This is a genomic window from Larkinella terrae (genome assembly GCF_009668025.1).
In the GTDB taxonomy this organism is placed as follows: domain Bacteria; phylum Bacteroidota; class Bacteroidia; order Cytophagales; family Spirosomataceae; genus Larkinella; species Larkinella terrae.
Map to the genome: position 1 here is coordinate 705,750 of NZ_WJXZ01000001.1, position 26,225 is coordinate 731,974.

Annotated in this window: 25 protein-coding genes; 16 read left to right on the forward strand and 9 right to left on the reverse strand. The window is 49.7% G+C overall.

The genetic code is table 11. The annotated features are described in order from the left end of the window. From GJJ30_RS02935 to GJJ30_RS02955, 4 genes are all read right to left on the reverse strand, one after another. Entirely contained in the window at window positions 1–1,308 is a 1,308-nt protein-coding gene (locus GJJ30_RS02935) for a sialidase family protein (protein WP_154172962.1), read from the reverse strand. A gap of 131 nt (window positions 1,309–1,439) precedes the next feature. Then, window positions 1,440–1,979, reverse strand: a complete 540-nt coding sequence (locus GJJ30_RS02940) for a response regulator transcription factor (RefSeq protein ID WP_154172964.1) — start codon at window positions 1,977–1,979, stop codon at window positions 1,440–1,442. 150 nt (window positions 1,980–2,129) lie between these two features. Continuing rightward, a complete protein-coding gene (locus tag GJJ30_RS02950; RefSeq protein ID WP_154172966.1) occupies window positions 2,130–2,876 on the reverse strand; it encodes a carboxypeptidase-like regulatory domain-containing protein in 747 nt (248 codons plus the stop codon). Window positions 2,877–2,922: 46 nt separating this feature from the next. Continuing rightward, the gene (locus GJJ30_RS02955; RefSeq protein ID WP_154172968.1) at window positions 2,923–4,257 is read right to left on the reverse strand and encodes a glycosyltransferase; all 1,335 of its coding nucleotides are present in this window, start codon (window positions 4,255–4,257) and stop codon (window positions 2,923–2,925) included. Window positions 4,258–4,688: 431 nt separating this feature from the next. Here GJJ30_RS02955 and GJJ30_RS02960 point away from each other — a divergent pair, with 431 nt between their 5' ends. The 5 genes from GJJ30_RS02960 (at window position 4,689) to GJJ30_RS02980 (ending at window position 9,245) form a co-directional block, all read left to right on the forward strand. Then, window positions 4,689–5,264: a cupin domain-containing protein gene (locus tag GJJ30_RS02960; RefSeq protein ID WP_154172970.1), complete on the forward strand. Its 576-nt coding sequence runs from the start codon at window positions 4,689–4,691 to the stop codon at window positions 5,262–5,264. 77 nt (window positions 5,265–5,341) lie between these two features. Then, on the forward strand, window positions 5,342–6,694 hold the full coding sequence (locus tag GJJ30_RS02965; protein ID WP_154172972.1) for a hypothetical protein: 1,353 nt from the start codon (window positions 5,342–5,344) through the stop codon (window positions 6,692–6,694). Window positions 6,695–6,824: 130 nt separating this feature from the next. Then, window positions 6,825–7,880 (forward strand): sensor histidine kinase, encoded by a 1,056-nt coding sequence (locus GJJ30_RS02970; RefSeq protein ID WP_310588172.1) that lies wholly within the window; start codon window positions 6,825–6,827, stop codon window positions 7,878–7,880. 160 nt (window positions 7,881–8,040) lie between these two features. Then, the gene (locus GJJ30_RS02975; protein ID WP_154172974.1) at window positions 8,041–8,817 is read left to right on the forward strand and encodes a LytR/AlgR family response regulator transcription factor; all 777 of its coding nucleotides are present in this window, start codon (window positions 8,041–8,043) and stop codon (window positions 8,815–8,817) included. A gap of 134 nt (window positions 8,818–8,951) precedes the next feature. Next, window positions 8,952–9,245: a hypothetical protein gene (locus tag GJJ30_RS02980; RefSeq protein ID WP_154172976.1), complete on the forward strand. Its 294-nt coding sequence runs from the start codon at window positions 8,952–8,954 to the stop codon at window positions 9,243–9,245. Window positions 9,246–9,553: 308 nt separating this feature from the next. Here GJJ30_RS02980 and GJJ30_RS02985 read toward each other — a convergent pair whose 3' ends face one another. Continuing rightward, window positions 9,554–11,557 carry a sensor histidine kinase gene (locus GJJ30_RS02985; RefSeq protein WP_154172978.1) on the reverse strand — a complete coding sequence of 668 codons (2,004 nt, stop codon included), beginning with the start codon at window positions 11,555–11,557 and terminating at the stop codon, window positions 9,554–9,556. Window positions 11,558–11,704: 147 nt separating this feature from the next. Continuing rightward, window positions 11,705–12,421, reverse strand: a complete 717-nt coding sequence (locus GJJ30_RS02990; protein ID WP_154172980.1) for a LytR/AlgR family response regulator transcription factor — start codon at window positions 12,419–12,421, stop codon at window positions 11,705–11,707. Window positions 12,422–12,583: 162 nt separating this feature from the next. Here GJJ30_RS02990 and GJJ30_RS02995 point away from each other — a divergent pair, with 162 nt between their 5' ends. The 5 genes from GJJ30_RS02995 (at window position 12,584) to GJJ30_RS03015 (ending at window position 15,919) form a co-directional block, all read left to right on the forward strand. Next, on the forward strand, window positions 12,584–13,471 hold the full coding sequence (locus GJJ30_RS02995) for an SGNH/GDSL hydrolase family protein (protein WP_170299106.1): 888 nt from the start codon (window positions 12,584–12,586) through the stop codon (window positions 13,469–13,471). 167 nt (window positions 13,472–13,638) lie between these two features. Then, a complete protein-coding gene (locus GJJ30_RS03000; protein WP_229312924.1) occupies window positions 13,639–14,130 on the forward strand; it encodes a cupin domain-containing protein in 492 nt (163 codons plus the stop codon). 26 nt (window positions 14,131–14,156) lie between these two features. Beyond that, complete coding sequence (locus GJJ30_RS03005; protein WP_154172984.1) at window positions 14,157–14,684, forward strand: hypothetical protein; 528 nt, start codon at window positions 14,157–14,159, stop codon at window positions 14,682–14,684. 53 nt (window positions 14,685–14,737) lie between these two features. Further along, window positions 14,738–15,205 (forward strand): lipocalin-like domain-containing protein, encoded by a 468-nt coding sequence (locus tag GJJ30_RS03010; protein ID WP_154172986.1) that lies wholly within the window; start codon window positions 14,738–14,740, stop codon window positions 15,203–15,205. Window positions 15,206–15,217: 12 nt separating this feature from the next. Continuing rightward, window positions 15,218–15,919, forward strand: a complete 702-nt coding sequence (locus tag GJJ30_RS03015) for a hypothetical protein (RefSeq protein ID WP_154172988.1) — start codon at window positions 15,218–15,220, stop codon at window positions 15,917–15,919. Between the two features lie 530 nt (window positions 15,920–16,449). On the opposite strand, the gene GJJ30_RS03020 is transcribed toward GJJ30_RS03015, so the two are convergent. Further along, window positions 16,450–17,238 (reverse strand): LytR/AlgR family response regulator transcription factor, encoded by a 789-nt coding sequence (locus GJJ30_RS03020; protein WP_154172990.1) that lies wholly within the window; start codon window positions 17,236–17,238, stop codon window positions 16,450–16,452. A gap of 82 nt (window positions 17,239–17,320) precedes the next feature. Further along, window positions 17,321–19,084: a histidine kinase gene (locus tag GJJ30_RS03025; RefSeq protein WP_170299107.1), complete on the reverse strand. Its 1,764-nt coding sequence runs from the start codon at window positions 19,082–19,084 to the stop codon at window positions 17,321–17,323. A gap of 339 nt (window positions 19,085–19,423) precedes the next feature. Here GJJ30_RS03025 and GJJ30_RS03030 point away from each other — a divergent pair, with 339 nt between their 5' ends. The 6 genes from GJJ30_RS03030 (at window position 19,424) to GJJ30_RS03055 (ending at window position 25,300) form a co-directional block, all read left to right on the forward strand. Then, a complete protein-coding gene (locus tag GJJ30_RS03030; RefSeq protein ID WP_154172994.1) occupies window positions 19,424–19,762 on the forward strand; it encodes a hypothetical protein in 339 nt (112 codons plus the stop codon). 35 nt (window positions 19,763–19,797) lie between these two features. After that, entirely contained in the window at window positions 19,798–20,427 is a 630-nt protein-coding gene (locus tag GJJ30_RS03035; RefSeq protein ID WP_154172997.1) for a cupin domain-containing protein, read from the forward strand. A gap of 118 nt (window positions 20,428–20,545) precedes the next feature. Further along, the gene (locus tag GJJ30_RS03040) at window positions 20,546–21,394 is read left to right on the forward strand and encodes an alpha/beta hydrolase (RefSeq protein ID WP_170299108.1); all 849 of its coding nucleotides are present in this window, start codon (window positions 20,546–20,548) and stop codon (window positions 21,392–21,394) included. A 130-nt stretch (window positions 21,395–21,524) separates the two neighbouring features. After that, the gene (locus GJJ30_RS03045; protein WP_154173001.1) at window positions 21,525–21,935 is read left to right on the forward strand and encodes a RidA family protein; all 411 of its coding nucleotides are present in this window, start codon (window positions 21,525–21,527) and stop codon (window positions 21,933–21,935) included. Window positions 21,936–22,328: 393 nt separating this feature from the next. Beyond that, window positions 22,329–24,569, forward strand: a complete 2,241-nt coding sequence (locus tag GJJ30_RS03050; RefSeq protein ID WP_154173003.1) for a CocE/NonD family hydrolase — start codon at window positions 22,329–22,331, stop codon at window positions 24,567–24,569. 191 nt (window positions 24,570–24,760) lie between these two features. Next, window positions 24,761–25,300, forward strand: a complete 540-nt coding sequence (locus GJJ30_RS03055; RefSeq protein WP_154173005.1) for a GNAT family N-acetyltransferase — start codon at window positions 24,761–24,763, stop codon at window positions 25,298–25,300. A gap of 278 nt (window positions 25,301–25,578) precedes the next feature. On the opposite strand, the gene GJJ30_RS03060 is transcribed toward GJJ30_RS03055, so the two are convergent. Beyond that, window positions 25,579–26,181, reverse strand: a complete 603-nt coding sequence (locus tag GJJ30_RS03060) for a dihydrofolate reductase family protein (protein ID WP_154173007.1) — start codon at window positions 26,179–26,181, stop codon at window positions 25,579–25,581. Window positions 26,182–26,225 lie beyond the last annotated feature (44 nt).

Here is a 26,225-nt window from a genome sequence, read left to right on the forward strand (position 1 = left end):
TCAGGTGAGTCCTTCTAACCTGTAAACCCGATGCCGGTGTTTGTCTTCGTCCCCCCTGAACTCCGTCACTGAAATGAAAAGAGCATCGGACTGATTCTGAGATAAGTTTACCAGACGAACTTCATTTTTGGTACCATCAAAATCCAGCACTCGGGTCCACGTCTTCTCGTTGTCTTTCGTGCACATGATCAGGCTTCTGGCATTTTCTGATAGGCAACTATACGATGCCGCCCAAATCTCCGTTCCGGAAAAAGATTGCCGGGTGACCATATTCATAACGGGACTACGGCGGTAGGGATCGGGTATAACCAGCTTTTGAAATTGCTTGGCATCGGCTGTTTTAACGATAAAATTGGTACCCCCCAAATAGTCGCTACCGAATAACACGCCCCTGTTTGTTTCCGCCATGGACGTATAACCACCTGTCTGATGATGGTATTTTGTCAGTAAACGCCAATTCGTTTTTTGATCGCTACTTGCTTTGATGTCCGCGAAAGGTGAATTCACCCATAATTGCTTTTTATTATCACCATCGGTTAACAAAACCGCATTTAATTGGGCGGAGTACTTCACCAGATGGATGTGTTTATTGACACCCTGCCGAATCAGGAAATCCGAACTTTCCCAGGTAGCTCCGCCATCGGTTGACGAATAAAGAAAGGCAAGGTTCTGCCAATTACTTCCCTGCCAGATCGAGCCGTATTCGCCAATCATCAGCGATCCGTCCGGCAGTTCGGTCATTCCATTATTGAATAAAAAATAACTGATAACGGAAGAAAGCCGTAACACCGGCTTAAAGCTTGCCCCCTGGTCAACGCTTCGGAAAACGACACCACTTGAGCAGACGAATAGTACGTTTTGCCGATTGATAAAAAGCGAGGTAACCGGATGCGAAAATTCGTACACGAGGCTTGCCGATTGACTTTGGTCATCGCTGCAATACAACGCATTTCGATGCGAATAGCGGCTTCCTAACCATAAACCATCGGTGGTTTGAAGACAAAATTTCCAGTCGATGGCAACTGCCCGGAAACATAAACCGTTTTCCCTTAAAAATGGGCTGGTGAAGGAATCGGTTTGGTTGTCAGCTTCATTTGTGATGGATAAACAGGCATAGTCAGTAAACTGGAGGTACTGATTACTAGCCTGGTAAACATAAAGCCGATGACTGATTTCCCAAAGAATAAAAGAAATCAGTTCCCTTAATTTACCGACCCGGTGAATGTCCAGGAGAAATCGCCAGATGTGCCTGATCACATCCGGCTTCGGGGTTCTGAGCAGGGTAAAATACTTCGATGAAACGTCCATGATCTCGTGTTTTGAGGGGCCAAAATTGCCATTTTAAACACGTTCAGGCTGTTCGATTCGGGGCAGATATCGTCAATTTGGGGGCATTTTACCTGGAAAAGGCAAAAGCAATTTACTTTTCGCGAAGCGGGCTACAAATTCGGTTGGGGTTTGCTGGTAAATCTACTTAAAACCGTTGTAAAATGAGAGGGCTTGCTGAATCCAGCCAGATCTGCCGTTTCGGCCACATTGTGACCAGCTTGCAACAGCTCGGCAGCTTTCCGAATTCGATACCGCCGGATAAAATCGCCGGGTGCCAGTTGGATCATACTCTGAATCTTGCGGTACAGCGTCTTTCGGTCCATCGCGAGTTGGTCGGCCAGCCAGTATACTCCGATTGAGGAATCATCCAGATGCTGATCCAGCAGCGTATAAATCCGAACCAGGAACGGATCGTTGCTAACCTCTGGGATGGGCGCCGATACTTCAGCCGTCAACGTACCTTCAACATCGAATAGGCCGGGCAGCAAAAATTGCCACCTATAATAATCACCTAACTTCTGCTGCCTGGTAATTAAGTTTTGAAGCCGCAAATGCAGTTCAGCCATGTTAAAGAGCTTAGCTAGGTATTCGTCGTCACCGAGCTGGAGCCTTTCGATCCGGCTGGGCTGAGCAGTCTTAGCTGTCAACATCACGACGGCGATATGAGCGGTGTCTTTGTGGTTTTTGACCAGTCGGCATAATTCAATTCAATCCCATCCAGGCGGGGCATCATTACATCCGTCAGAACAATATCAGGTATTTCAGCCTGGATTAGTTCCCAGCCTTCCTGGCCGTCGACCTTAGTCGGTCACTTCAATCTCCATTTCGTAGATATCTTCGATGTAGTAACTCGATTTAAAAACCGTCGTAACCGACCCGGCAAATTCCTGATTCGAGTACAGAATACGGACGTACAAAGGCTGGTTGGTGGAAATCTGCCGGGCCGAGACCCGATACTTTCCAATCGGTACGCCCTGGGCCGAATAATAATCGGTGTGGAAGGTGAGGGTTTCACCTTTTGTCCCGTCAATCAGCGCGATAGGTTCCAATTTGAATTCAATATCACCCGTGTTGAGGCTCGTTCGATTGGTGACCCGTACCGTTCCGCCGTAGAGCCCATCATCGCCAAAATTGCCGGTTTTATCGCCCCACAGCTTCAGCTGTAAGTTTTTAACGGCTCCTTCATCGGGCGTAAAGGTGCCATCGTCTTCGGTAAACAGCGGCAGCTTATACACTTTCCCTTCAAAGGTCATTTTAACTGAACCACGCACGTAAAAGGCACCGATGCCGGGTTCATTGGGAAGGCTGATTTTGTAATTCCCGTTCGCATCCGTCGTACCCACAACGCTTTTATTGTACCAGATTGCACTGTTGGCGTTGATGGTAGCCCCCGCCAGCGGGCGACCCTTCGTATCGACCACGTGGCCCTTGATAAAGCCAGCCTGGACTTTTCCCGGATTTGGAGCAAGAACGTCCGGATTTTTGGTACAGGCCACCAGATTAAGCAGACCGACCAGCAGCAGAAAATGCATTTTCGTATTCATCATGATTTGTTGTTAGAAAAGAAGAAAAAGAAGTGGATCAAAAACCGGCTCAGACCCAGGCGATTGGCTGCTTTTCGGCGAATGGAATGGACGATTGATCCAGCAGTTCGGCGATGTACTGTTCACACAGCCGGTTGGGGTCATACTGCTTAAACTCCGCGCTGAGTCGCCGAACATTGATCCGGTAATACGGGTCGCGAAGGACCTGCTCGACGCTCTTTCTGATTTGAGCGGGGGTAGGCGTCTCGGTTTTCAGGTTAATACCCACTTTGAAATAGCCAACACGCGCTGTAATCTCGTTTTTGCCTTCGTGGATGCCTGCAGCCACCAGCGGAAGACCGTGTTGCAGGGCCAGCATCGTTCCGCCAAAACCGCCGTTTGTCACGTAGACATTCGCGTACGGCATCACCGAGTTAAAGTCGATGAAGTCCTCAATGATCACGTTGGGTTGCGGGTAACGCTGTCGCAATTCTTCGGTCTGCGAGCCCCCGGTGGTGACAATGATCAGCGTGAGGGGATCCGCTTTGAGCGCTTCCAGAGTGGGAATAATGATCTTTTTCGGATCGCGTTCCACTGTGCCCTGCGTCACCAGCACGACGCGTTGATACAGCTTAAGTTTGGCCGTATGCCTGAATGGATGGCGAACTTCCTGCTGGTACGGGAGCAGAGGACCCACAAAGCGAATCGTGGGGCTAAGGTCCGGGCGGCTGTATTCAAAACCGGGGGTACCACTTTGCAGGTATAAATCCGGCTGGCGGGTGAGGGCATCGAAAACAAAATCGGTGGTTGGGGATAAGCCATGCTCAAGCAACACGTTGTTATAGACGTCGGTACAGGGTTTGAGCAGAAAATTCGTGACCATATAACGTAGAAAATTCTGCTTCAGTCGTCCCAAAACCGTGTTTGAAGGTTCCATACCCAACCCGGTAGGTGGTAACGCTTTTGAACTTTCACCCAGCGGCCCAATGCCGATCGATACCAGCGGTACGTTCAGCAGCTTTTGGATAATTGGCCCGCCCGTAAAAGCCGCATCGCAAAGGAGCAGGTCGAACGGAAATTCTTCGTAAATGGCCTTGACGTCGCTGACGAGTTCGGGAGCCCGTAGAAAAAAGACATTGTTGAGATCGAAGCGCAGGCGCTTGATTGTTCCTTTCATCCGCAGCCGTTGGGGAAACTCGGTGTCCAGGTTAAGTTGATTGATTTCCCGGGCTTTCCGGAACGGATAGAACGGGATGCCCAGCGTACGGATTTTGCTGGCATAACTGGCGCCAGTGTACCAGCGGACATCATACCCGAGCTGTTGTAAGTGTTTGGCAAGACCCGTCAGGGGATTCAGGTGGCCGTCCAGGGGCATGGTGGCGATCAGAATTCGATTGCGTTTCATTGAATTGTTGTTTTTGTTGTTGATAAATCGTCGTGACGTTTACTCTTCGACAAAATTCTGATCCCCAACCCATTTTTGAAATTCACCCCTGTCTGGAGCATCGTTCCGGGGTATTGGAGCAGCCTGAGCCTTGCCTGAAGCAGCCATCCGGATTCTCAAGGCATTGCCCCTAGATGACCTTGATTAGCCCGCTGTTAATTAGTGAAGTAATTCACCGCCCAATGATCCGCCCACAGCGGATGGATTATTGGGCGGTGAGTTGACCCTCCTGCCTTTCTGGCTGCTTCGGTCATTACAAGTGCTGCTTCGAACAGCCCCGACCGATGGGCGCGCTTTCCGCTCCTTACTTTTGAATGATCGACAAAGGACAGAAACCGGTATCGGGTCTGCATTTAAGTAGTTGAATCTCCTCACAACCACAATATCGAACCATGACAAAGCCACCCCGTGCCGGACCGATTGCCCCGCGAACCATTACCAACCCCATCCTGAAAGAGGCTACCATCTTCCTGGAAATCAGCCGCGAGAGCGGTGGATGCCACACTCTGGTTGACGTTTTACTTTCGCCCGGAGCCGGAAATCCGATGCATTACCACGACGATTTCTCGGAAGAGTTTACCTGTCTGGAAGGCGAATTGAGCATTCAGTTCGAAAAGCAGGTGATTCGGTTGCAACCCGGCGAATCGGTCCTGGCCCCGGCGCAAAGTAAGCATCGCTTTTTTAACCAATCCGGCACATTCTGCCGCTTCCAGTGCCGATTCACACCGGGCTTTCCGGGCTTTGAGCAAGCGTTACAGATTTCGTACGGACTAGCCCGGGATGGAAAAACGACTGCGCGAGGGATGCCGAAAAATCCGTACGCAATCGGCTATCTGGTGCTGATCAGCCGGACGTATCTGACTGGTGGTATCGCGCTGTTTCAACCCCTGCTTACCTGGCTGGGTCGCCGGGCAATCAAGAACGGCGTTGCGGCCGAACTGCAACGACGCTACCTGACGGTCTGGTAATCGACCAGACCCGGAATCCGTATTTCCTGATTATTTTTTAACAACAATTAATGAACCATTCCATCCTCGTTTTACCCATGAAATTCATTTCGTATGCCATTACCTTTTTGGTTGCCGGTCTGCTGGCCTGCCAGAAACCAACCGATGTCGTCAGCCCGGTTGACGGTACGAATCCGTCAGATACGACGAAAACCAGGCCAACGGCGCATTCGGGCGTAATTTATGCCCACGGAACACCCGTAGGGCAACTGACCCAGAAATCAATTGGCCCCGAAGGCGGCACGCTGGCTTCGGCAGATGGCACGCTCACGATGATCGTTCCCGCCGGAGCGGTTGCCCAGGCTACGACTTTCAGCGTGCAGCCGGTGACACCCACCTTACCGGGACTCCTTGGCGGGCAATCGTTCCGGCTCCTTCCCGAAGGGCAGACGTTCGCCCAGCCGATTAAACTCCAGTACAAATACCAGACGGATAGTCTGGACGGCACATCGGCCCAGGCCCTGTTTCTGGCTTACCAGGGCAACGATGGCTACTGGAAAGCCCTGCTCAACACGGAACTGGACGAAACCGCACAAACGCTTACTGTCCGTACCCGGCATTTCAGCGACTGGGGTGCCTTTGCCGAATACACTCTGGAGGCCACGCCCGATGTTCTGTTTGCGGGTCAGACGGCGGAGCTGACATTGAGTGGCTATTACTTAGGCGAGGTATCCCCGCTCACACCGGATGAGATTACAGTAGAGCTTGCTCAGCGAAAAACGCTGAGTGATCCGGCCAACATCCGAAACTGGCGGGTGATTGGGAAAGGGCACGTCGATCCCGGGGCATCCCGTACGACCGCGACCTACACGGCTCCCGCCAATCTTCCCCAGGGCCGGGAACTGGTTTCGGTGGAGGTGTATAACATCCTGCCGGCCAGCGTGCCGCCCCGGAAAGGCGATACCGGCAAGGTCGTGTTACTGAAAGCCATCTACATTGAAGGCACGTATTTCCGGCTTACCATCAATGGGCAACCGTACGACTGTACCGGCTATTTGGGCATTCGGGATGTGATGGGTATTTCATTTATGGCCAACCTGGACAGCGGCAACCTCCTGAATTTCAGCATCCACAGCTCTTCACTGAAAACCGGGACGTTTCCGTATTCCAAGGGAAAGCCTCAATTGGGTACGTTGGATGGCAAGGCCGACGTCTACCTGACAGACGGCGGTATTCCGTTCGAAAGCTTTTACGATACCTGCGAGAGTTCGGGCCTGATCGCTTCGGCAGGAAGCGTTACCATCGGCTCCGTCGAGGTGGTCAATGGGGTGAGTTACGCGCGGGGTTCGATGACCTGCAAGGCCTACTTCATCACCGGTAATTGCCCGGGTCGGGACGTCCGAACCCGAACCATTAGTGCGGAGTTCAGAGTCCTGGTATCGGATATATAATAATCCTGATGGGCTGATCGCTTCCGGTGCCAACTCGATTCGTTCAATTCGACCGATCATCCGGTATTTTTGACTAGCGCGGCTACTCAATAAAGTGTTATCTTCGTCATCCTACATCTTTTTCCTGACCGTGAAACAGTGGGCTAAGTTCGACCGCTTCGACTTTCTGATTTATCTGATCAATTACCCAGGGCAGATCATTGGCAATTACGTCATTTTCGGGCCCCGGTATTTTCAGGACTTTTCGTTGTTTACGGCCACCACCCTCGTTATTAATCTCTGCTGTCTGGTCACGTTCGTTCAGTTGACGCTCTGGATGAAATACATGCGGTTTCGCTTCAGCGCAACCGACCAGTTTGGGCAGCGCTTGTTATATTCCATGTTGATGTATGTAGCCACCACAATTGTCCTGGTGTTGGCGGTGTGCTGGATCTATGCCCGCATTGGCTATCCCTGCCCGCCCGAAATCATTCCCTGGCTTTTGCTGATCGGGATAACCTCAAATATCATCTCCGCGGGTTGCCATGAGACGATTTTTACCTACAATCAGTTGCGCCAGAGCACGCAGCGGGAATACGCCCTGAAACAGTTGCACCTGCAGCAACAGATGGAAGTATTGAAGCAACAGGTTAACCCCCATTTTCTGTTTAACAGCCTCAACTCGCTGCTGGCCCTGATCCGGAAAAATCCAGTGCTGGCCGAACGGTTTACGGAAGAACTCAGTTCGGTCTATCGCTACGTCCTACGGGCCAACGGCAGCGACCGGTCCGCCGGTGCGGGACTTGACCAGAATCTGACCGATCTGACCTCGGAGCTGGAATTTATTCATTCCTATTCCCACCTGCTCCAAACCCGCTACGGCAATGGCTTCGAGTTAAGCATCCAGGTCGATCAACGGTTCAATCGGTATCAACTCCCGCCATTGACACTGCAGCTGCTGATCGAGAACGCCGTCAAGCACAACGTGGTATTAACCAGTAAACCCCTGCGGGTTGAAATCCAGACGGATGAACTGGCGAATTTACACGTTCGTAACAACCTGCAACCGAAAAAACAGGGTGTCCTCTCCAACGGCATGGGGCTGGCCAACATCATGGCCAAATACGAGATGCTGGGCCAGGCCAAACCGTCGGTGCGGGAAGAGGCCGGGCAGTTTGTCGTGGCCCTGCCGCTGATACCGGTTTGATTCCCGTTTGTGACTCGCCACTTTCCGGTTGCTTAATACTAATTTTAGACTGGTTTGAACATCCTAATGGTCAGTTCAGACCGCATTTTGTTCCTTCACCGGCGCCAATCCGCTTCCTTTACTTTTCAAAATAAACGAGCCAGCTTTACCCTACGATCCCATGAATGTAGTATTAATTGAAGACGAAGAATTGGCGGTTTTTCGGTTAACCGAACTCCTTTCGGAAGTAGCCCCGCAGGTGAAGGTGGTTCAGACAATCCCCAGTGTTGAAGCGTCGGTGGCCTACCTGAAAACGAATCCCGATCTGGACCTGATCTTTATGGATATCGAACTGGCCGATGGGCAGAGTTTCGAGATCTTTGAGCAAACACCGGTTACGGCCCCGGTCATTTTCACCACTTCCTACGATGAATACGCCATCAAGGCGTTCAAGGTCAATAGCATCGATTATTTACTGAAACCCATCAAAAAGAACGAACTGTCTGCCAGCCTGGAGAAATACGAGCAGCTTCATCTTCGTTCGCAAGCCCAGCCGATTCAGGTAGTAGCCATTGATGCGCTGGTGGAACAATTGCGGCAGCAGACCCGAACGGCCGAATACCGGCGTCGCTTTCTGGTCCGGCACCTCTCGCAATGGATACCCATTGAGGTTAGTGAGATTGCCTATTTTCAATACGAAGAGCGGGTTACCCTGTTGCGCACCCTGACAGGTCAGAAATTTTCCTTGGACTATAAGCTCGACGAGTTGGAAGGCATGCTCGATCCGGCGCTGTTTTTTCGGGCCAATCGGCAGTTTATCATTAGCGTCCATTCCGTTCAGCAAATCCATGCTTATTTCCATCACAAGCTCAAGCTGGCGTTGAAACCCGCTCCTGCCGACGAGGTAATCGTAAGCCGGGAACGGGCCACGGATTTTCGAATCTGGATGGGAAAATAACGCATTTCGTGCCTTGTTTCTTCGATCCAATTTTGTGCTGCTTTGCGCACGGAACTGGCCACTTTAGACAGTCGAAACCTTGCCAGCCGCCGATTAGCCCCCAGTTTTGTGCAAAGATAAACGCAAAACTCGCGATGAATACCGTACGCAGACTTGGCCAATGGACCGGCCTCACCCTATTGACGCTCGCGGTTTTCCTGCTGGCAATCTACTTTTTTGTTTCCCATTCCATCCATCAGCGAATGGATAAACACTACACTTTTGCAGCGGAGCAACTAACCATTCCCCAGGATCAGGCTACACTGGAACGGGGGAAGCACCTGGCCTTCATCAAGCCCAGTTTATCCAGACATTACAAACCGGTAAAACGCCGACGGGTCATCAACTCAAGGGGTGTTTCTCACACAGTTTTTGACCAGACATCCTGACCTACCAAAAGCCCCTTTTTGTGTCGGGAATAATTTGGATCAAAAAGGTATGAATTCATGATCGAGCCTGGTTGTTTACGTCCTTTTCCAATGCATTTTATTCTAACTAACCTGTGTGAACTTGTGCACGAATCTTTAAAACAGTAATCTACCTACACGTTTTTACTTCAATATAATGCTGAACAGGCGTTTGTAAACTATCGCACGAACTCACCTGCATCAGCGAAAAAGATACATTGATTCGTGAGATGACAATTTGCGACGGTTAGATGATGCTAAGACCAGACATAAAGCAATATTCGGGCGTTTTAAAAGGCAAGCGAGAAAGTGAGTCGGAATTCAGTGCCTTGATCGGACTCGGACTGGACATCGATTCGGCAGTCAATAGCCTGGGCCAGATCGCGAATCAGGTGCAGGCCTAGTCCGGTTTTTCCGTTGATAGCTACGTCGCTCTTGTACAATGCCTGGAGTTGTTTTTTTGACATACCGGGTCCGTTATCCCGAATAATTAACTCTATCCGTCCTTCTTCACGCCGGGCCTGCCATTGAATCTTGGCGTCGGGCTTGTTCCGCAACGCCTTAACGGCGTTGCTGGTGAGGTTTTGCATGATGGTGCGCAGGTAATCTTCATCGGTAACGACCTTCAGCTCATGGGTCGTCTCAAAGCTGAACTGGACCCCCGTTACGCCTGCAAAGAATCGTTGCAGATAATCGAATAGCGTTTCGACGGAAATCACGTTCACCGTTGGCCTGAACTGTTGCATCTGACTTTTGCTCCACAGCAACATCGACTCCATGGTATCGAGTAGCCCTTCGGCAGCTTCGGTGATTTTTTGTTGATGGCGGGTGGCCTGATCAGGGGTCAGCAGATCGGGATTACTCCGTTGCAAATGCAGAAAGCTAATCAGGCTCGCAACCGGACTGCGCAGATCGTGGCTCAGGATGGCAAAAAAGCGGGTTTTCACCTGATTAGCCTCATCGAGTTCCTGATTCAATTGCCGTAACATCGTGTTGGTGCGTTGGCGGGTTCGACTCTGCCAGTAAAGCAGAACCCCAACGATTAGCAATAGGCCCACTCCGCCTAATAACGCCAACTGCTGGCGTCTTTGTCCGGTAATGGTTAATGTATTAATTTGAAGTTGCTTATCACGCAATTGAATTTCCCGCTTTCCTTCCAGGCCGGCAATCTTGTTTTTAGCCTCCTGCGAATACAGCGAATCCTGCACGGTCTGATACGCTCTGAAATTCTCATAAGCGCCTTTGTAATTGCCCGTCAACGCCTGTAGCTCGGCCAGATTCCCCCGGAAATGAGCCTGATTACCCACTTCACCTTTGTCCGCGCTGAGTCGGATGGCTTCGGTCAGATAGGTTTCAGCCAAACGTAACCGGGCGGTTCGGTCAGTCGGCCGAATCGGGCTTTTGTGCAATGTATCAATACGGGCCAAATCGAAATAGACCATACCCAGGTTGGCCTGATTACTGACAGCCTCCAGATGACGTGGATTGATTTCGTCCCACAACCGTTTGGCTTTCAACGCGTAGTCGATTTTACGGCGGTAATCACCCTGTGTCGCAACGGACAAATTACCGTAGGTTTTTGCCAAGCCGTCTTTGTTGTCCACCTGCTGATGAATAGCCAGCGCCCGCAGGCTGTATTGCTTTGCCCTGGGCCAATCGCCCATCAAATTATAAAGAGCCGCCATACTGTTCAGGGCAACGGCCAGTTCGCGCCGGGCGTTGATGTCAGGATTACGCTGCTTTTGCCGAAGCGCCAGCGCCCGTTGCCCAAATTGCAGCCCTTTCGGGACATTCTTCTGAATCCGGTAAATCTCTGAAATATTATCCAGGCAAAGGCCAATCAGGTAATTGTCGCCAGTAGTCTCGGCATAGTTCAACCCTTCAAAGTAGTAACGGGTAGCGGCCGGATAGTTAGAACGAATGTTTTGCTCGGCTACGCCTAAATTATTGGTCGTGCTCGCCAGATTCCAAGTATCGTTCAGACTTTTGTAGATCGCAATTGCTTTGAGAAAATAATAGCGGCAGGAGTCGTAATTGCCTTTGTCACTGTAAGACCGGCCCACGTAGGAATTGAATACGCCAATGCCCCGTTTCCAGTTCATACGGGTCGTGTGTTGCAGGCCTAACTGACTGTAATACAGCGCCTGATCGGTATTAGTAAAAAACGACTCATCGGCAATAACCCGGTACAGGCGTCCTTTCACGGTATCGTTAGCCGCTTTGGGCAGCTCGGCTACCAGCGAGTCGATCAGCGCACGACCTTGCCTTTGGGCCTGCGCCGGTATCGAAAGCATCAGCAGAAAGAATATAACACGGTTCGCCACGGAATATTTTCTTAGATAGGATTTACAGCCGGTTCCCGGCCGATAACCGCGCGCTGAGAACCGCAACGTTTGGATGAACAGGATTGCTTATTCGTTTGGTCGTTCATCTTGCCAATCCTATAAACCCTGTCTTAGTACGTCCAGCGACGAACGATAGCTGCGTCCTACCGGCAACGTAAATTGATGAGCGCGAACTTGTTGCGCATCAATTTGGTCGATGTAATGTCGCTGAACGGCGTAACTCCGGTGGATCCGTAGAAATGACTGAAACGGTTGATTTTGTAACAGATTTCCAATAGACGACAGCACGGTGTACTGCTGAGTCGAGGTAACGATTCGGGTATAATCTTTTAACCCCTCCAGATAGATAATCTCGTGCAGATTCAGCTTGATCTGCTGATGCCCATCCTTGATAAAAACCGTATCGGCTCCTAAACTTAAGTCGAAGAGTTGCGCTTTCCGAGTTAGTTCAAAAAACGTCTGGATGCGGGCCATCGTGTGGCTAAACCGTTCAGCCCGGATAGGTTTCACTAGGTAATCGAACGCATCGACCGCAAAACTTTCGGCGGCAAAATCGGGGTAGGCCGTAATAAACACACAAACCGGAATCTGTCTCAGACGGCCCCGCAACTCCAGCCCACTCAGTCCCGGCATATCCACATCGAGCAGCAATACGTCGACGGGCCGGTTTTGCAGAAAAGGGAACGCTTCCGTAGCCGATTCGAACACGCCTACTAGGTCGAGCATTGGATACTGACGTGCGTGCGCCAGGGCCGTCAACCGGTCGATTTCGTTGTCATCGACAATCATACAGGAATACGTAGTGTGAAGCATTGGCCGTCAGTTACCCAAATGTATAAGGTTTTGAATGAACAAATCAACCGTTGGCTCAAACGAAATTGCTGTTGGTCGATTCAAACGGTCGTTTGTCGATGAGCCATTGCAGGAGTAAGCCAACGGAAGCAGTTTCGCTTCTGTAAACGGCAATTCTACTTTATGAAAAAGCTCCTGTTATTCTTCCTGCTGACCGGTTGCAGCAACCCATCTGCTGATCCACAACCCGATCCGAACGATGGAACCTCCTCCAATCCATCCACACCGGGTTCCCCGTCAACAGGATCTGCCAATCTGGGTAACGGACAACCGGGCGTCGTCGGCCTGTCGGGTATCGACGCGTGGGACAGACTGGCGGCATCAGAAAAACAGCGCATCAAACGCTGGAATACGCTATTTCTGCATCAGTCCGTCGGGCAGGATCTGGAAGAAGGGGCTAAAGCCAATGGTGTTACGTTCGAGTACTTTGGCGCCAGCGATCTGGTTGATCAAGGAACCGAAGGCAAAGGGCTGCGCGGTGGCATTTTTGTGGATGTAGGCAACATTCCGAACGGCAACCCCTACGATAAAATCCGGGTGTTTAAAGAAGCCGCGCTACGTAGTAAAGCCACGCTGAAAATTGCGGTGTTCAAATTTGGTTATGCCGATGTGCTGGACAACAACCGCGACCAGGTAAAAACCGCTTACAAAACTTTCGTAGACGAACTGCGCCAGCAAATTCCGGGGCTTCAGTTCGTCCACATAACGCCCCCGCTTGTGTACTCCACCACCGCCGAAGAAGGCAATGCCGCCAAAGCTAACGTTGGCCAGTGGATGAAAGATACGTTCAAAAGTACCGACGTCATTTTCGATCTGCAAGCCATCGAAACCAACGACGGAACCTGTCAGCAAGCCAACGTGCCACGGATTTGTCCCGACAACCGCGCCAGCCCCAGCGACCCCTCTGAGGTGAACGGCGTAGATAGCGATGGGCAGGGACATCTGGGCCAAAAAGCAGGTCAGCGTATCAGTAAGGCCTTGCTACTGAGCATTTACAACGCAGGAAGATAGCTCATTGATCATAAGCCAACCGGAGTCAACCCAGTATTTTAGTTATGGAACGTCGTAATTTTCTTTCAATGGCAGCCGTCGCTGGTCTGTTCGCTGGTATCAATCCAGCGAACCTGATGGCCCACCCGCCAACTGCTGATCCGTTGCAACCGTTTTATCTGCCTCCCTTGGAGCCCTTACAAGCGGGCCCTGAAGGGCTGAGTATCCGAACCCGGGTGCGGCAAACCCAGACCAGGGGGCAATTCTCGTGCGTTGAGTTTGCCGTAGCGCCCAAAAAAATGGGACCGGCTCCGCACCTGCATCAAGCGCTTGACGAGCTGATGTACGTCCTGGAAGGGACTATCAATGTTATGGTGGGCGAGAAGGTGTATGACGTACAGGCGGGTGGTTGGCACCTACGTCCGCGGGGTATTGTCCATACGTTCTGGAACGTCACCGACAAACCCGCCGTTGGGATCGACTGCTACTTTCAGCAACCCTTTGAAGACTATCTGGAAGCCTCAATTCACACAATCCCAGAGACAGCCAAAACGCGAGGTTTAGCCATGAATTCTCCGGAAATACAAGCCATGTATCACGACCTCCGCCAGAAATTCGGCCTGGTCAGTTTTCCAGAAAAGCGGCAATCGCTCATCGCCAAATACGGTCTGAACGCGTAACGTAGTTAACCTCTTACTCGCTAATCATGAAAAAATACCTCGCTTACAGCCTAGTAGCTGTTCTGTTTGGCAATTCGGGAGCGGGTTGCGGCAGCAAAAACGCCGATGAGCCGCAGCCACAGCAAATTAGTTCACTGGTAGGCAAATGGGAAGCCATTCGTGCGCTTTATCATATCACCAGACAGGACGGCACTACACTGACCACCGGCCCAGAACTGAAGCAAAACGGCACGGTTATCATCTGGGAATTTTTCAGCGATGGTCGGTTGACAGCAACCGGAGACATTGATGGAAGTACCAAAACCCGTGAAGTACGCTGGTCGCTGAACGCCAAGCACACCAGTGGGATCGGCATTGAGGAGGGAAAACTGACGATTATCGGCAAAGAAGAAAAGGAGTTTGCCCAACTCCTTGGCCAAGCGGGCGATCTTACCTATAACATTCAAACCGTAGACGGCATCAACGGCTCCGCTGTGATGTTGCTGGAATTGGATGCCACTAAAGTTGGCCCCTACAAAAAAAATATCCTGACCTACGTTTACCATAAACTGTAAACCAGTCAGTTGCAAAACCGGGCAAATAACCATTCGGCTTACTACCAACCCAGATGAAACGAATTTTTCTAGATAGGATTCTGCTTTCTGCTCTTGTTCTGTGCCTATCCACCGGTCCGCTGCTGGCACAGAACGTAGTGGGCACGTGGAAACGTACCGCCATGCTTCTGACGGAAGCCAGTGGCAAAACTAAAGACTCGACCCCCGAACTGACCAGGGCGATTCCGTGTACGCCCGACATTACGTATACGTTTCTGGCTGATGGCACGATGAAAGTGACCGTACCAGAGAGTTGCGGACGTATGAAACCGGTCGTCGAACGCATGAACGAAGCGGGTCGATGGTCCATAACGGGCAGCAAATTATGGATCACCGTGCCCGACAAAAGCCTGCCCGACTCCGGTTACAAACTCAGCGTCAGCGGCAACACAATGACCTGGGATTTCGACTACGCGGCTAATCCGCAAATGCCGAATCCGACCAAAGCCAAACGATTGGTTATCAAATATGTCCGTCTGTAAATTATTTTCGTCATGCGTCATTTCCTGAGTATTCTGCTAGGGTCGATCGTCGGTTTTTCGTGTTCAACCCAAACACCTGAACCTGCGCCCGTCGATGCCGACCCGATTAGTGATACGTACTGGCATGGCCTGTTTTCGTACAAGGGTGAAGCTACGCAACGAGTGTTTACGATCCAGTTCAAAAAAAATGGCAGCTTCACCTGGCAGGACATGAACGGCTCGAACTCCGGTACGTGGGATTTCTCCAAAACCGATGATAAAGTGACCATTACGTTTCCGGCTCAGAACGCTCAAACCTCCTTCACCTTGCTGGGCAGCGATGAGTTATCAAGCCCCAAAAACCTCAACCATCTCCTCTGGAACGTAGCGCAATTACGAAAAATCGAAACAAAGATTCTGCAATTGATCCCGCAAAACCTGCCGAAAACCCAGTGGCTGGGCCAATTGTACTCCTACAGTCTGTCTTTTGATGAGGGTGGAGCGGGGAAAGTAAACTGGCGGGGCGGCAGTGCGGCTACGCTGTTCGGAAGTCCGGTGTATACCATAACGGGGCCGGTTATTACGTCTGAAGAAGTAAGCCTGGGCTTATCGAACCGGGGACGGTTTTTCGGAGTGTTCATCAACGACAAAACGCTGCGTGCCAACTTCTGGTTTTATCAGGTTGGGCAGGCACCGAATGAAGTTTACAACGCCGACGATTTCATCAAAAAATAAGCTGCACCTCCCGAAAACGTCCCTTACGGGTATTCGGAAGCCATGCATACCAAGGGTAGTACTACCGTCGATTTTCGATATGATGAGGTTAAACAAAGCTTTTAATTTCAAGGATCGGTATAGCGAACGAGCTTGGTTAAGCATTGCCCTCCAGCTATCATTCCTTAGTATGTAACCCTATTTATTAATTCTTATAAAACTGGTATGTTTGATTCTACAAAACCAAGAGCTACCGATAGCCTTTGTTACAAAAAAACGAGATATTTTAAAGAGTAGCAGGTATCTAATCATAAACCAGGTTGTAGACCTATGGCGGGGTGGCCCGTGCCATGCGATACAGACCCCGTTTACTCTTTGAAAGCAAAAAAAACTTCATTCAAATGTAGCCAGTCCACTCACGTCTGACGTACCCAATTACCGCAAAATCTCCTAAAACGCTCCCTATTCTGAGACGAAGGAATGGCGCTATGAATTAGATATAAAAATGGGCGATTAATTAAATTGGAAAACTAACTAAATGAGGAGCTTCACTATACCCACCCAAACCGTTCCAGGAGTCGTTCTTTTTGCTGACGCGATACGGGAATAGTGCTGCCATCGCTCAGCACCAGATAGGTACCTTCCCCTTTGACCAGTCGTTTGATATGGCCCAGGTTAACGATATACTGCCGGTGAACCCGCAGAAAGTTGCGGCTTTCGAGTAGTTCCTGCACATCGCCCAGGGTTTTGGAAACCAGGTACTTTTCGCCATTATCCAGTACAAAATGGGTATAGTTGCTGTCCGATTCAGCGTATAGAATCTGGCCCGTATCGACAAACGCCAGGCCATTGGCGTGCGGAAGGGCGAACTTAGAGGGAGCCGCTGAATTTCCTCCGCCCGTCGTTGGGTAATGCGCTTTCAGCATTTCCAGCTGCTCATTCAGAATATGGGCGGGAATCGGCCAGACCGACGAACTCCGTTTGACCGCCTGTTCCGCTCGACCAACCGATTTAACCAAATCGATGGTATCGACCGGTTTCAATAAATAATCTAAAGCCGCAAAGCGAAAAGCCTGCACCGCGTACTGATTGTAAGCCGTTACAAAAATGACCTGAAAGGAAATCTCGCCTAATTGTTCCAGCAGCTGAAAACCATTCAGCATCGGCATCTCGATGTCCAGAAACACCAACGCAGGGTGAAGCGAACGCAGCGCCAGGAGTGCTTTGGGGCTTTCGGTAAATTGGCCAACGATCTCTATTTGTGGACAATGTCGCGATACCTGCATCGCCAGTAACTCCACATTGTCGGGCTCATCGTCGATAATAACGGTCCGTAGCATAGTGTAAAGGGTGAATGAGCGAACTAATAAATGAGCCAAAGAACGCGCTCACTGGAAATACGCTCTTTCGCTTTTTCATGCTTTATATTGGAATATCCAGCACGACTTTCGTTCCTAACGGTTCGCCATCGGTTGCCACCAGGTCAACTACCTGCGCCTGGGTCTGGACGTTATGGAGTTGATTGATCATGCGAATCCGATCAGCGGTCACCTGCATCCCAAACGACTTGTGCATTCCAGCCGACTTGCTTTTCAGCGCCCTGGCTCGTTCACGGCCAACGCCGTCATCGGTGATTTCAACGTGTAATAAATGGTCAGTGGATTGGCACACATTTATCTGCACAAAGCCTCCCTCGGCTTTATGCATCAATCCATGCCAGATTGCATTTTCAACGTAAGGCTGAAGGAGTAAAGGCGGAATCTGGACATATTGCTGATCAATTTCAGACGCTACCTGGATCATGAATTGAACTTTCTGCTTGAACCGCATGGCTTCCAGCTCGATGTAAAGCTGTAAGGCTTCCAGCTCATTTTGTAATGGAACACGCTCGGAACGAGAGTTCTCCAGAACCAGACGGATCAGGCGGGCGAATTTGGTCAGGTATTCAGACGCTTTGTCGGCTTTGTTCTGGAGGGTGTATAACTTAATCGAGTTGAGGCAATTGAATATAAAATGCGGGTTCATCTGGGCCCGTAACGTCATCATTTCGGTATCAGCCAGTTTCTGCTCGAATTCCGTTTCGAGCTGTCGCAGCCGCTGGGCTTCGAGTTTGCGATTCTGGCGATTGGCCCGGTATAGAAAATAAGCGACCAGGATAGCAATCCCTAACAGGCCCACCAGGGCATAAAGTTTGAGTCTGTTTTGGTAGTCGAGTTCAGCCGCTTTAAATCGTCGTTGGGTAGCGGCTTCCCGCTCCCGATCCTCATAGGCGGCTTTTTCGGCTTGCCTTACTTTTTCCTGGGTTTTCAGGCTGTCTTTCGTCGCGGTGGCCAGTAAGTGGTATTTCAGCGCTTCGGCGGGATTTGACGCCTGATACAGCTCAAAAAGCAACGTGGCCGTTTGGATGATGTAGATCGTTTCGTTCCGTTCCTGTTGAATGGCCAGCGATTTTTTGGCGTAATACCGAGCGGAATCCAACTGCTGCCGGTCGCGAAAAATCATTGCCAGCCCTTCATACACCTGCCCATTGGGGTTACCCGTGGCCGACGCAATGGCTCGGCGGAAATAGCGCATGGCCAAATCCGGTTGCTTCATTTTGTAATAAATTTTCCCAAACTGAACATCATAGAGCTTATTAAGCACGTTGGGAGAGATATTGGCCTGCTGGCCTTGTTGGTAGGCTTTTTTTGAATAAAATAAGGCTGAGTCGAGAACATTCCAATTGTAATAAAATTGACCTAATATTCGCGATATGGGTGTGACGCTTTCGGGTATATGGTCTTTTTCGACCAGTTGTCTAGCCATCGTATAATAGTACTGGGCTTTCTGAAAATCGAATTTATTGTAAGCATACCCCAAATAGAGGATCGTGGTCAGGAGCGCTTGTGGGTCCTCTAGTTTTTCAGCCAGTTGTTTGGTTTCCATCAGAATCGGGATGGCCTTGTAATAATCCAATTCGACCAGCATAAACCCCAGTTTGTTTCCGCACTGAATAGCGCCCCGGTCGAAGTGAATCTGTTTGGCCAGGTTAAATCCCTGTTGCCCATAATCGATGACTGCCTTCCGTTGGGGCGATACACCCATCAGTTGCTCATAAATCAGCACACGCAGGGTGTCGCTTTTGGTACGCCCCAATTCGCGCTTGAGGCTGTCATGTCGTATAACCTTGACATCTGGTTGCGCCAAAAGATGAGTGGGACAGCAAAAGAGAAGAAGGCAGAATAGACCGTTTTTCATCCGGATTAGCAGTGCATTGCGTAAACAAGATACTGATAAACAGCTTCATTATTTACCTGATCGCGGACGAATGATCTGCTCTTTCGCGTGAGTGGTCACTTTTTTGAGTAAGCCGATTCGTGGGTGGTTTACCGGCTTCGTTCAAAAGTTCGGCGACTGACTCGAAATTCTTTACCACTCGTCCGATCCTCGTTGAGGCTTCTAATTTCAGCAGCTACGTTTGAATCACTAGGCGGCAAACGCCAAGTCTATTTTCAATTCATTTTATAAAAACATCTTCATTGTCTTATGAAAACGCTGGTTTTATCGCTGCTTCTCGTTGGGTCGGCATTAACGACCCCCCTCGTTCAATCAGACAAAGGCGTGATTAAAACCGTCAGGGGAGCGCAAAAACCGCCCTCCGATGCGGTGGATTTCCAAATGCGCAAGAGTTACTGGGCCAAAGTTCCTTATGTAACGTGTATGATTTACGGCAATCGGCCCGTCGGCGAATCCGTCCGGAAACTGCTAAATAACCTCTGGGCTATCTGTAAGCCAACCCCATTCAGGAATCGAGGGGCCAATTGGGCCATATCTATGAAGGAGGAAATGGCCACTGCCAAACTCATTGATAATCAACCGCGCTAATCACAGTATCCATCAAACAAGACCCATTTAATCCAATGGAACGGAGACACTTTTTGACGACCGGCCTGCTGGCCAGCCTGGGGGTACCTTTCACTTCGCTTAACCCATCTGTGGAGTTATTCTCATCGAGCGTGGATCGAAGCCCGCTAAAGCCCTTTTATCTGCCTCCCTCGCCGGAACCCTTAAAAATCGGTCCCTCTGGTGTGGATGGTCGGATCAGAGTTCGCAGCAATCAAACCAACAGGCAATTTTCGTGTGCGGAGAGCGTGATCGGACCCAAAATTATGGGACCCGCTCCGCATGTTCACAAAGACCTGGATGAGATCATGTATGTCCTGGAAGGAACGGTCAGTATTCTGGTTGGCGATACCGTGTATCAGGTCGAAGCAGGGGGCTGGCATCTGCGTCCGCACGGTCTTGTTCATACCTTCTGGAACGCAACCGATAAACCCGCCCGCCTGATTGATATGTTTTTTAACCAGGACTTTGAAAATTTCCTGGAAGAGCTGCACGAACGGCTGATTCCTGACTTGATAAAGCGGGGCGTTCCGCTCACCTCAAAAGAAGCGACCAGCAAGATGGATGCGCTCAATACACGGTACGGGATTACCATGTTTCACGAGCAACGCCAACCGCTAATCGAAAAATACGGCTTGAAAGGCTAACCCCGTTTTCAAATTCTGCCTGAAGAAGCCAACATTTCCTGACAGCAGTCACTGCCTAACAGGCATGGCTTGGCAATTCTATATGGCTATCCAACAGAGTACTCCGACCGATTATTCCATGAAAAAAAGATTCCAAGGCTTGTTGTGGGCAGGCCTGTCGCTGACGATCGTCTGCGGTCCCGTCCGGAGTCAATCGGTGACGGTTGATTCGATCTATTCGTCCATCCTGAAACGAAAAGTGGCGACGACCATTATTCTGCCACCGAACTATACGGCAACTAAATCGTACCCCGTCTTTTACCTGCTGCACCGGTGGGCGGGCAATCACGCTTCGTTTCTAAAAACCAATCTGTTAACGGAATTAAAGGATCGACAACTCCTGGTCGTTACGCCCAGCGCCGATACGAGCTGGTACGTCAATGCTGTCGGCAACGCCACTAGTCGCTATGAGGATTTTATGGTACAAGAATTATTTCCCTACATTGATAAAAAATACGGGGCTAATCCCACCCGCCAGGCGATTGGCGGCTATTCGATGGGCGGATACGGTGCGCTTCAACTCGGCCTAAAACACCTGGAACGGTTTCGTTTCATCGGGGATATCAGTGGTCCGATTAATGCGCCCTTTTACGACGTTCCGCCAACGCCGAGGTCGCCTTTGCCAATTATCATGAATAGTGTCCGGGTCGCCTTTGGGGATCAAAATTCATCGGTAGCTAGGGAATCAAACGTATTTAATCTACTTCAATCCAATCCAGTTTCGCCCCGGCTTTTTGTTTACATGGCGGTCGGCAAGCAGGATGAGTTTGATTTCATGATTCCCCAACACCAACTATTAATCGAAGCGCTGAAAAAGAAACAGGTCCCGTTTGCCTATCAGGAATATGAAGCCAATCACTTTAGCGGGAAGGTGGTCGACGCGTGCTTGCCGGATTTGTTAACTCAATTAACCATCAACCTGAAATAACCTATCGTCAGGATACCGGCATCTTTCCCCAGAAATCCCGCCTTTCATGGATTATCAACCAAGCGTTTTGAAAAAGAATAAATTTTGTAATTTATTCGTCCTAAATAACTGATCGCACCCCTGATTTTCCATGGAAAAGTACTTTCTCAATCCGCCTGAGCTTCCCAATTGGGAGCAATCCTTTTCTCAGATCGTGACGGTGCGGAGCGGCTCCCTTCAAACGATTTACCTCTCCGGGCAAGTCGCGATGGATTCGGATAACCACCTTATCGGGGAGGATGATTTGGCCCAACAAGCAACGTATGCCTTTCAGAACCTAGAAAAAGCGCTGGCTTCCGTCGGCGCATCGACTACGGATGTTATCAAACTTACCATCTATGTAAAGGATTACAAAACAGCGGACGTCCGCCGGATCAGTGAAGCTTTCCGGATTACGTTCCCGCATAAAAACCTACCGGCCAGCACCTGGCTAGGCGTACAGGCGTTAGCGCTGGAGGGTATTTTAATTGAAATTGATGCGATTGCCGTAATGGAAGTCTAGTGTTTGCCGATCTATTGGGCGTAACAACAGTCTTATAAAACGCTCCTATTTGAGACGAAGAAACGTTCCTATGTCTGCTTCTTAAATGGGGCGTTTAATAAGACGTTTTATAAATGTCTAGACGATTTTAGGTTCTCGCTTACTTAAGCCGATCTGCAGCTAGCCCGCCCATTGTGCAGAGCGCGCGGTTAGCGCAACTTACTGCCCATGTAATTCCCTTAAACCTTGGGTGAATATTTTATCCTTTAGGCTGTAACCTCTCGTCGAAGTGGGAGTTACCACTCGAAATCTCTGCACCCTTTAGGTCAGTAGCTGACTGCTGTTCGCTAGCGAGCGTGAGATTTATCGACGTGCAAACTAGTCGCTAATCAGTAACAGCCAGACCAATTACCTATGAGTCAATTTTTTGTCAAGCTTCTTGTGATCAGCCTCCTCTTGGGACCCCATCATTTAATTGCGCAAATGGCGTATAAAGTCCAGGATCACTATACGAAAACCGAAACGTATATTACCATGCGCGATGGTGTCAAACTGTTTACGGCGATCTATACCCCTAAACTAGCCACAGCGACCCGTCCCTATCCAATCCTGTTGCAACGAACCTGTTATGGCATTGACCCTTACGGTAAAAATAATTATCCCAACAACTTAGGCCCATCGATGACGATGATGCAGGAGGGCTATATAATGGTTTATCAGGACGTGCGGGGCCGTTACAAAAGTGAAGGGCAGTTTACCAACATGACACCCGTAACGGTTCACAAAAGTGATACAGACATGGACGAAAGCTCCGATACCTTTGACACCATTGACTGGTTGGTCAAGCACGTACCGAACAATAATGGCAATGTGGGTCAGTGGGGCATGTCTTACCCGGGGTTTTACGCAGCAGCCGGTCTGCTAAGTAACCATCCCGCCCTGAAAGCCTCCAGCCCGCAGGCTCCCGTTTCAGACTTCTTTTTTGATGACTTTCACCATAATGGAGCTTTTTTGGAGAGTTATTTTTTATTATTTCCCTGGTTTGGCGTACCAAAGAAAGACACGACCACCTTTGCCTGGTACGATAGCCCACCGGTTAATACGGCTAAAGTGGTTCGAGATGGCTACCAAATTTACCTGGATCAAGGCCCGCTGACGTTTGCTGACACCTACTATAAAGAGAACGTCTTTTGGCAGGAAACGGTGAATCATCCCAATTATGACGACTTCTGGCGAAAAAGAGCTGTACTCCAGCACGTTCAGCCCAATCTAAAAACGGCCGTTATGACCGTTGGGGGCTGGTTTGACGCCGAAGACCTGTCGGGGCCATTGAATCTTTATAAGACTATTGAGAAGAGAAGCCCCGGCACCTACAATACGATTGTTATGGGGCCGTTTGGTCACGGTGGATGGGCCTATGAGACCGGCCATACCCTGCATAGTAATCTCTATTTCGGCGATAGCCTGGCGAGCTTCTATATGAATGAGATTGAAGCCAAATTCTTTCGTCATTTTTTGAAGGGCGTAGGCAACAACACGGGCTTACCGGAAGCGTACATGTTTGATACAGGCCTGAAAAAATGGAATCAGTTTGATCAATGGCCTGCTGCTCGTATTCATAAGCAAAAGCTTTACCTAAATGCAGCGGGCACATTAGATCAGCAACCCCCTAAAAAGATTGAGTCCGTATCTTACCCCAGCGATCCCATGAAGCCAGTTCCTCACACCGAGGATTTGACATCGACGATGAACTTTACGCCTTATAATTACATGAGCGAAGATCAGCGCTTTGCCGGCCGTCGGCCTGACGTACTGGTGTTTCAAACCGGTACGTTGTCAGAAGATGTGACCCTGGGAGGGGAAATTAAAGCGTATCTGAACGTAGCGAGTACAGGAACCGATGCTGATTTCTTTGTCAAACTGATTGATGTCTATCCCCTGGACGAACCCAATCATGCCTACATGCCCAATAAAAACGTCACCTTGAGTAATTACTGGCAGATGGTTCGTTCGGAGATGATGCCCGCCCGGTTTCGCAACAGCTTTGAAAAGCCTCAGCCACTCCGCGCTGGTCAGAAAACGGCCGTCCATTTTCCGTTGCAGGATGTGCTCCATACCTTTAAAAAAGGGCATCGGATCATGATCCAGGTTCAGAGTACGGCCTTCCCCTTATTCGCGCGGAACCCCCAGACATTCGTGCGCAACCCGTATAAAGCCAAGGCCTCCGATTATGCGAAGGCCACACAAACCGTTTTCAACGACAGTTTTATTGAGGTGGATTTGCTAGCAGGGGCTATTACAGAACATGCCCAGCAATCTGTCTGGAATTTTGAGGACTACCGACCCAGCGTGATTGGCATGGCTCCATTCGAAAACGGGGCTCAATCGGTTAGCACCAGCACATCGGTGGTTACGCTTCGCTTTTCCCAAAAGATGGATACCCGCTATTATAGTTTTGGCAAAGGCCCTTTGGGCCTAGAAAGCATGGCAAGGGTGAAAAAGTTACTGGGTTTTTCGGAGGATGCAAAATCGTTCTCCTTTGAACTTGACGTGAAACCGAATCAGCGTTACCAGTTAGTGATCGGTCAAAGTTTCCGCAATGAGAATGGCGATCGACTCAAGCCTTACCTGATTGATTTTAAGACCAAAGAATAGAGGTCATCAGGCAATACAGCCAGTCTGAACAGCCCTGTTGTAATTTATACGTTCCGGGTGGTGTATATTCCTGAAAAGACTTGAAAACTTTAGGGCGTACCGGCTAGAGAAAAGATAAAATCTCTGTTAAATAGTACATCACAAAACCCTCCTTTTCAGATTTTTGAAATGGATACTCCTACTAATTGAACATGGAACTCAGTACCGAACGGTTGTCAATAGTCGAACTATCATTTCATGACCTGAGCGATATCCATCAGCTCCATTCATTGAAAGAAACCGATGAATTCAACACACTCGGCATTCCAGATTCCATTCAGGTGACGGAGAGTTTACTAAATGAATGGATCAACCAGCAAAAGGCTAATCCAAGGGTAGCTTACCTTTTTCGTGTTCAACTCAAAAAAACAAACCAATTTGTTGGCTTGATTGCCTTAACCTTAGGTAAACTCAACTTTAGAATAGCGGAAGTTTGGTACAAAACATTGCCCGACTACTGGTGTCAAGGTTACACAACCGAAGCGTTAAAAGAGCTGATTAGGTACGGTTTTTCCAGCTTGGAACTGCATCGAATTGAAGCGGGTTGTGCGGTCGGAAATAAAGCCTCGATGAAAGTTCTTGAAAAAGTGGGAATGGTAAGAGAAGGCTGTAAACGAAAGATATTGCCAATACGGGGCGAATGGGTCGACGCCTATTTTTATTCCATCCTTGAAACCGATCAAACGGTATGAGGTAAGACTATATTGCTTCTTTAAATCCTCCCATGTGAGACGAAGGAATTGTCATGTATCGGTTTAATTATTGGGGCGTTTGACGAGGCAGAAAGGGAGGTGAACCGGCCTAAGGATAAACGGTCCTGTACCGGCGGGACCGGCCGTGGCGGTGTCAGTTTGACTTGCCCAGCTCTAGAGTAACCATACTGCATGATGACCCATATCTTTAGCAGACAACCGGTGAAATTTTCTTTCCACGCCTTACGTAGTGCTGCTGCTACGGTAAATTGAAAGCCTTATGCAGGGCTACCCTTTAGTACTGAATAACGCAGATGTGTAACGCCAATCCCCGAGATGACGGTTGGGTTGCCAAGCACATACGGGGTGTTGGCCAGTTGGTCGAAGAGCCGTATACCAGAACCCAGCAGAACGGCAGCTATATCAATCTGTAATTCATCCAGTAAACCCGCGTTTAAGCATTGCTGAATGGTATCCGCCCCATGAACCCCAACAGCCTTGCCAGCGGCCGCAGCTTTGGCTTGCTTGACGGCCGATGACAGACCATCCGTAACAAAGTGTACCGTCGAATTAGGCTTTGGCCAGCCATCAGGAATCGCGTGGGTCAGCACGAAGGCGGGTCCCCAACTATGATTGCCCCCCCATCCGTGAGCCACCTCGAAGGTACGTCTACCCGTCAGAACCGCGCCCAGTTCATGAACAAGACTCTGGTAATGTTGAGCGCTGGCAGGAGAAAGATGAAAGGTCATGGAGTCGGCTCCGCCAGTCTCAATATCTACCTCACCCGAGGAGTACCAATCAAATACTTCAGCTACACCATCTTGGTTGTCAGCCACATAGCCATCCAGCGACATGGACATGATTGCAATGAGTTTTGACATAGTTTTCGTAAATTAGTTAACCCTTGTACCAGATATGCACCTCA

Coding starts and splice junctions, on each gene's coding strand:
- GJJ30_RS02935 (WP_154172962.1), bottom strand. CDS start 1,308: ATGGACGTTTCATCGAAGTATTTTACCCTGCTCAGAACCCCGAAGCCG.
- GJJ30_RS02940 (WP_154172964.1), bottom strand. CDS start 1,979: ATGTTGACAGCTAAGACTGCTCAGCCCAGCCGGATCGAAAGGCTCCAG.
- GJJ30_RS02950 (WP_154172966.1), bottom strand. CDS start 2,876: ATGATGAATACGAAAATGCATTTTCTGCTGCTGGTCGGTCTGCTTAAT.
- GJJ30_RS02955 (WP_154172968.1), bottom strand. CDS start 4,257: ATGAAACGCAATCGAATTCTGATCGCCACCATGCCCCTGGACGGCCAC.
- GJJ30_RS02960 (WP_154172970.1), top strand. CDS start 4,689: ATGACAAAGCCACCCCGTGCCGGACCGATTGCCCCGCGAACCATTACC.
- GJJ30_RS02965 (WP_154172972.1), top strand. CDS start 5,342: ATGAAATTCATTTCGTATGCCATTACCTTTTTGGTTGCCGGTCTGCTG.
- GJJ30_RS02975 (WP_154172974.1), top strand. CDS start 8,041: ATGAATGTAGTATTAATTGAAGACGAAGAATTGGCGGTTTTTCGGTTA.
- GJJ30_RS02980 (WP_154172976.1), top strand. CDS start 8,952: ATGAATACCGTACGCAGACTTGGCCAATGGACCGGCCTCACCCTATTG.
- GJJ30_RS02985 (WP_154172978.1), bottom strand. CDS start 11,557: ATGCTTTCGATACCGGCGCAGGCCCAAAGGCAAGGTCGTGCGCTGATC.
- GJJ30_RS02990 (WP_154172980.1), bottom strand. CDS start 12,421: ATGCTTCACACTACGTATTCCTGTATGATTGTCGATGACAACGAAATC.
- GJJ30_RS02995 (WP_170299106.1), top strand. CDS start 12,584: ATGAAAAAGCTCCTGTTATTCTTCCTGCTGACCGGTTGCAGCAACCCA.
- GJJ30_RS03005 (WP_154172984.1), top strand. CDS start 14,157: ATGAAAAAATACCTCGCTTACAGCCTAGTAGCTGTTCTGTTTGGCAAT.
- GJJ30_RS03010 (WP_154172986.1), top strand. CDS start 14,738: ATGAAACGAATTTTTCTAGATAGGATTCTGCTTTCTGCTCTTGTTCTG.
- GJJ30_RS03015 (WP_154172988.1), top strand. CDS start 15,218: ATGCGTCATTTCCTGAGTATTCTGCTAGGGTCGATCGTCGGTTTTTCG.
- GJJ30_RS03020 (WP_154172990.1), bottom strand. CDS start 17,238: ATGCTACGGACCGTTATTATCGACGATGAGCCCGACAATGTGGAGTTA.
- GJJ30_RS03030 (WP_154172994.1), top strand. CDS start 19,424: ATGAAAACGCTGGTTTTATCGCTGCTTCTCGTTGGGTCGGCATTAACG.
- GJJ30_RS03035 (WP_154172997.1), top strand. CDS start 19,798: ATGGAACGGAGACACTTTTTGACGACCGGCCTGCTGGCCAGCCTGGGG.
- GJJ30_RS03040 (WP_170299108.1), top strand. CDS start 20,546: ATGAAAAAAAGATTCCAAGGCTTGTTGTGGGCAGGCCTGTCGCTGACG.
- GJJ30_RS03045 (WP_154173001.1), top strand. CDS start 21,525: ATGGAAAAGTACTTTCTCAATCCGCCTGAGCTTCCCAATTGGGAGCAA.
- GJJ30_RS03050 (WP_154173003.1), top strand. CDS start 22,329: ATGAGTCAATTTTTTGTCAAGCTTCTTGTGATCAGCCTCCTCTTGGGA.
- GJJ30_RS03055 (WP_154173005.1), top strand. CDS start 24,761: ATGGAACTCAGTACCGAACGGTTGTCAATAGTCGAACTATCATTTCAT.
- GJJ30_RS03060 (WP_154173007.1), bottom strand. CDS start 26,181: ATGTCAAAACTCATTGCAATCATGTCCATGTCGCTGGATGGCTATGTG.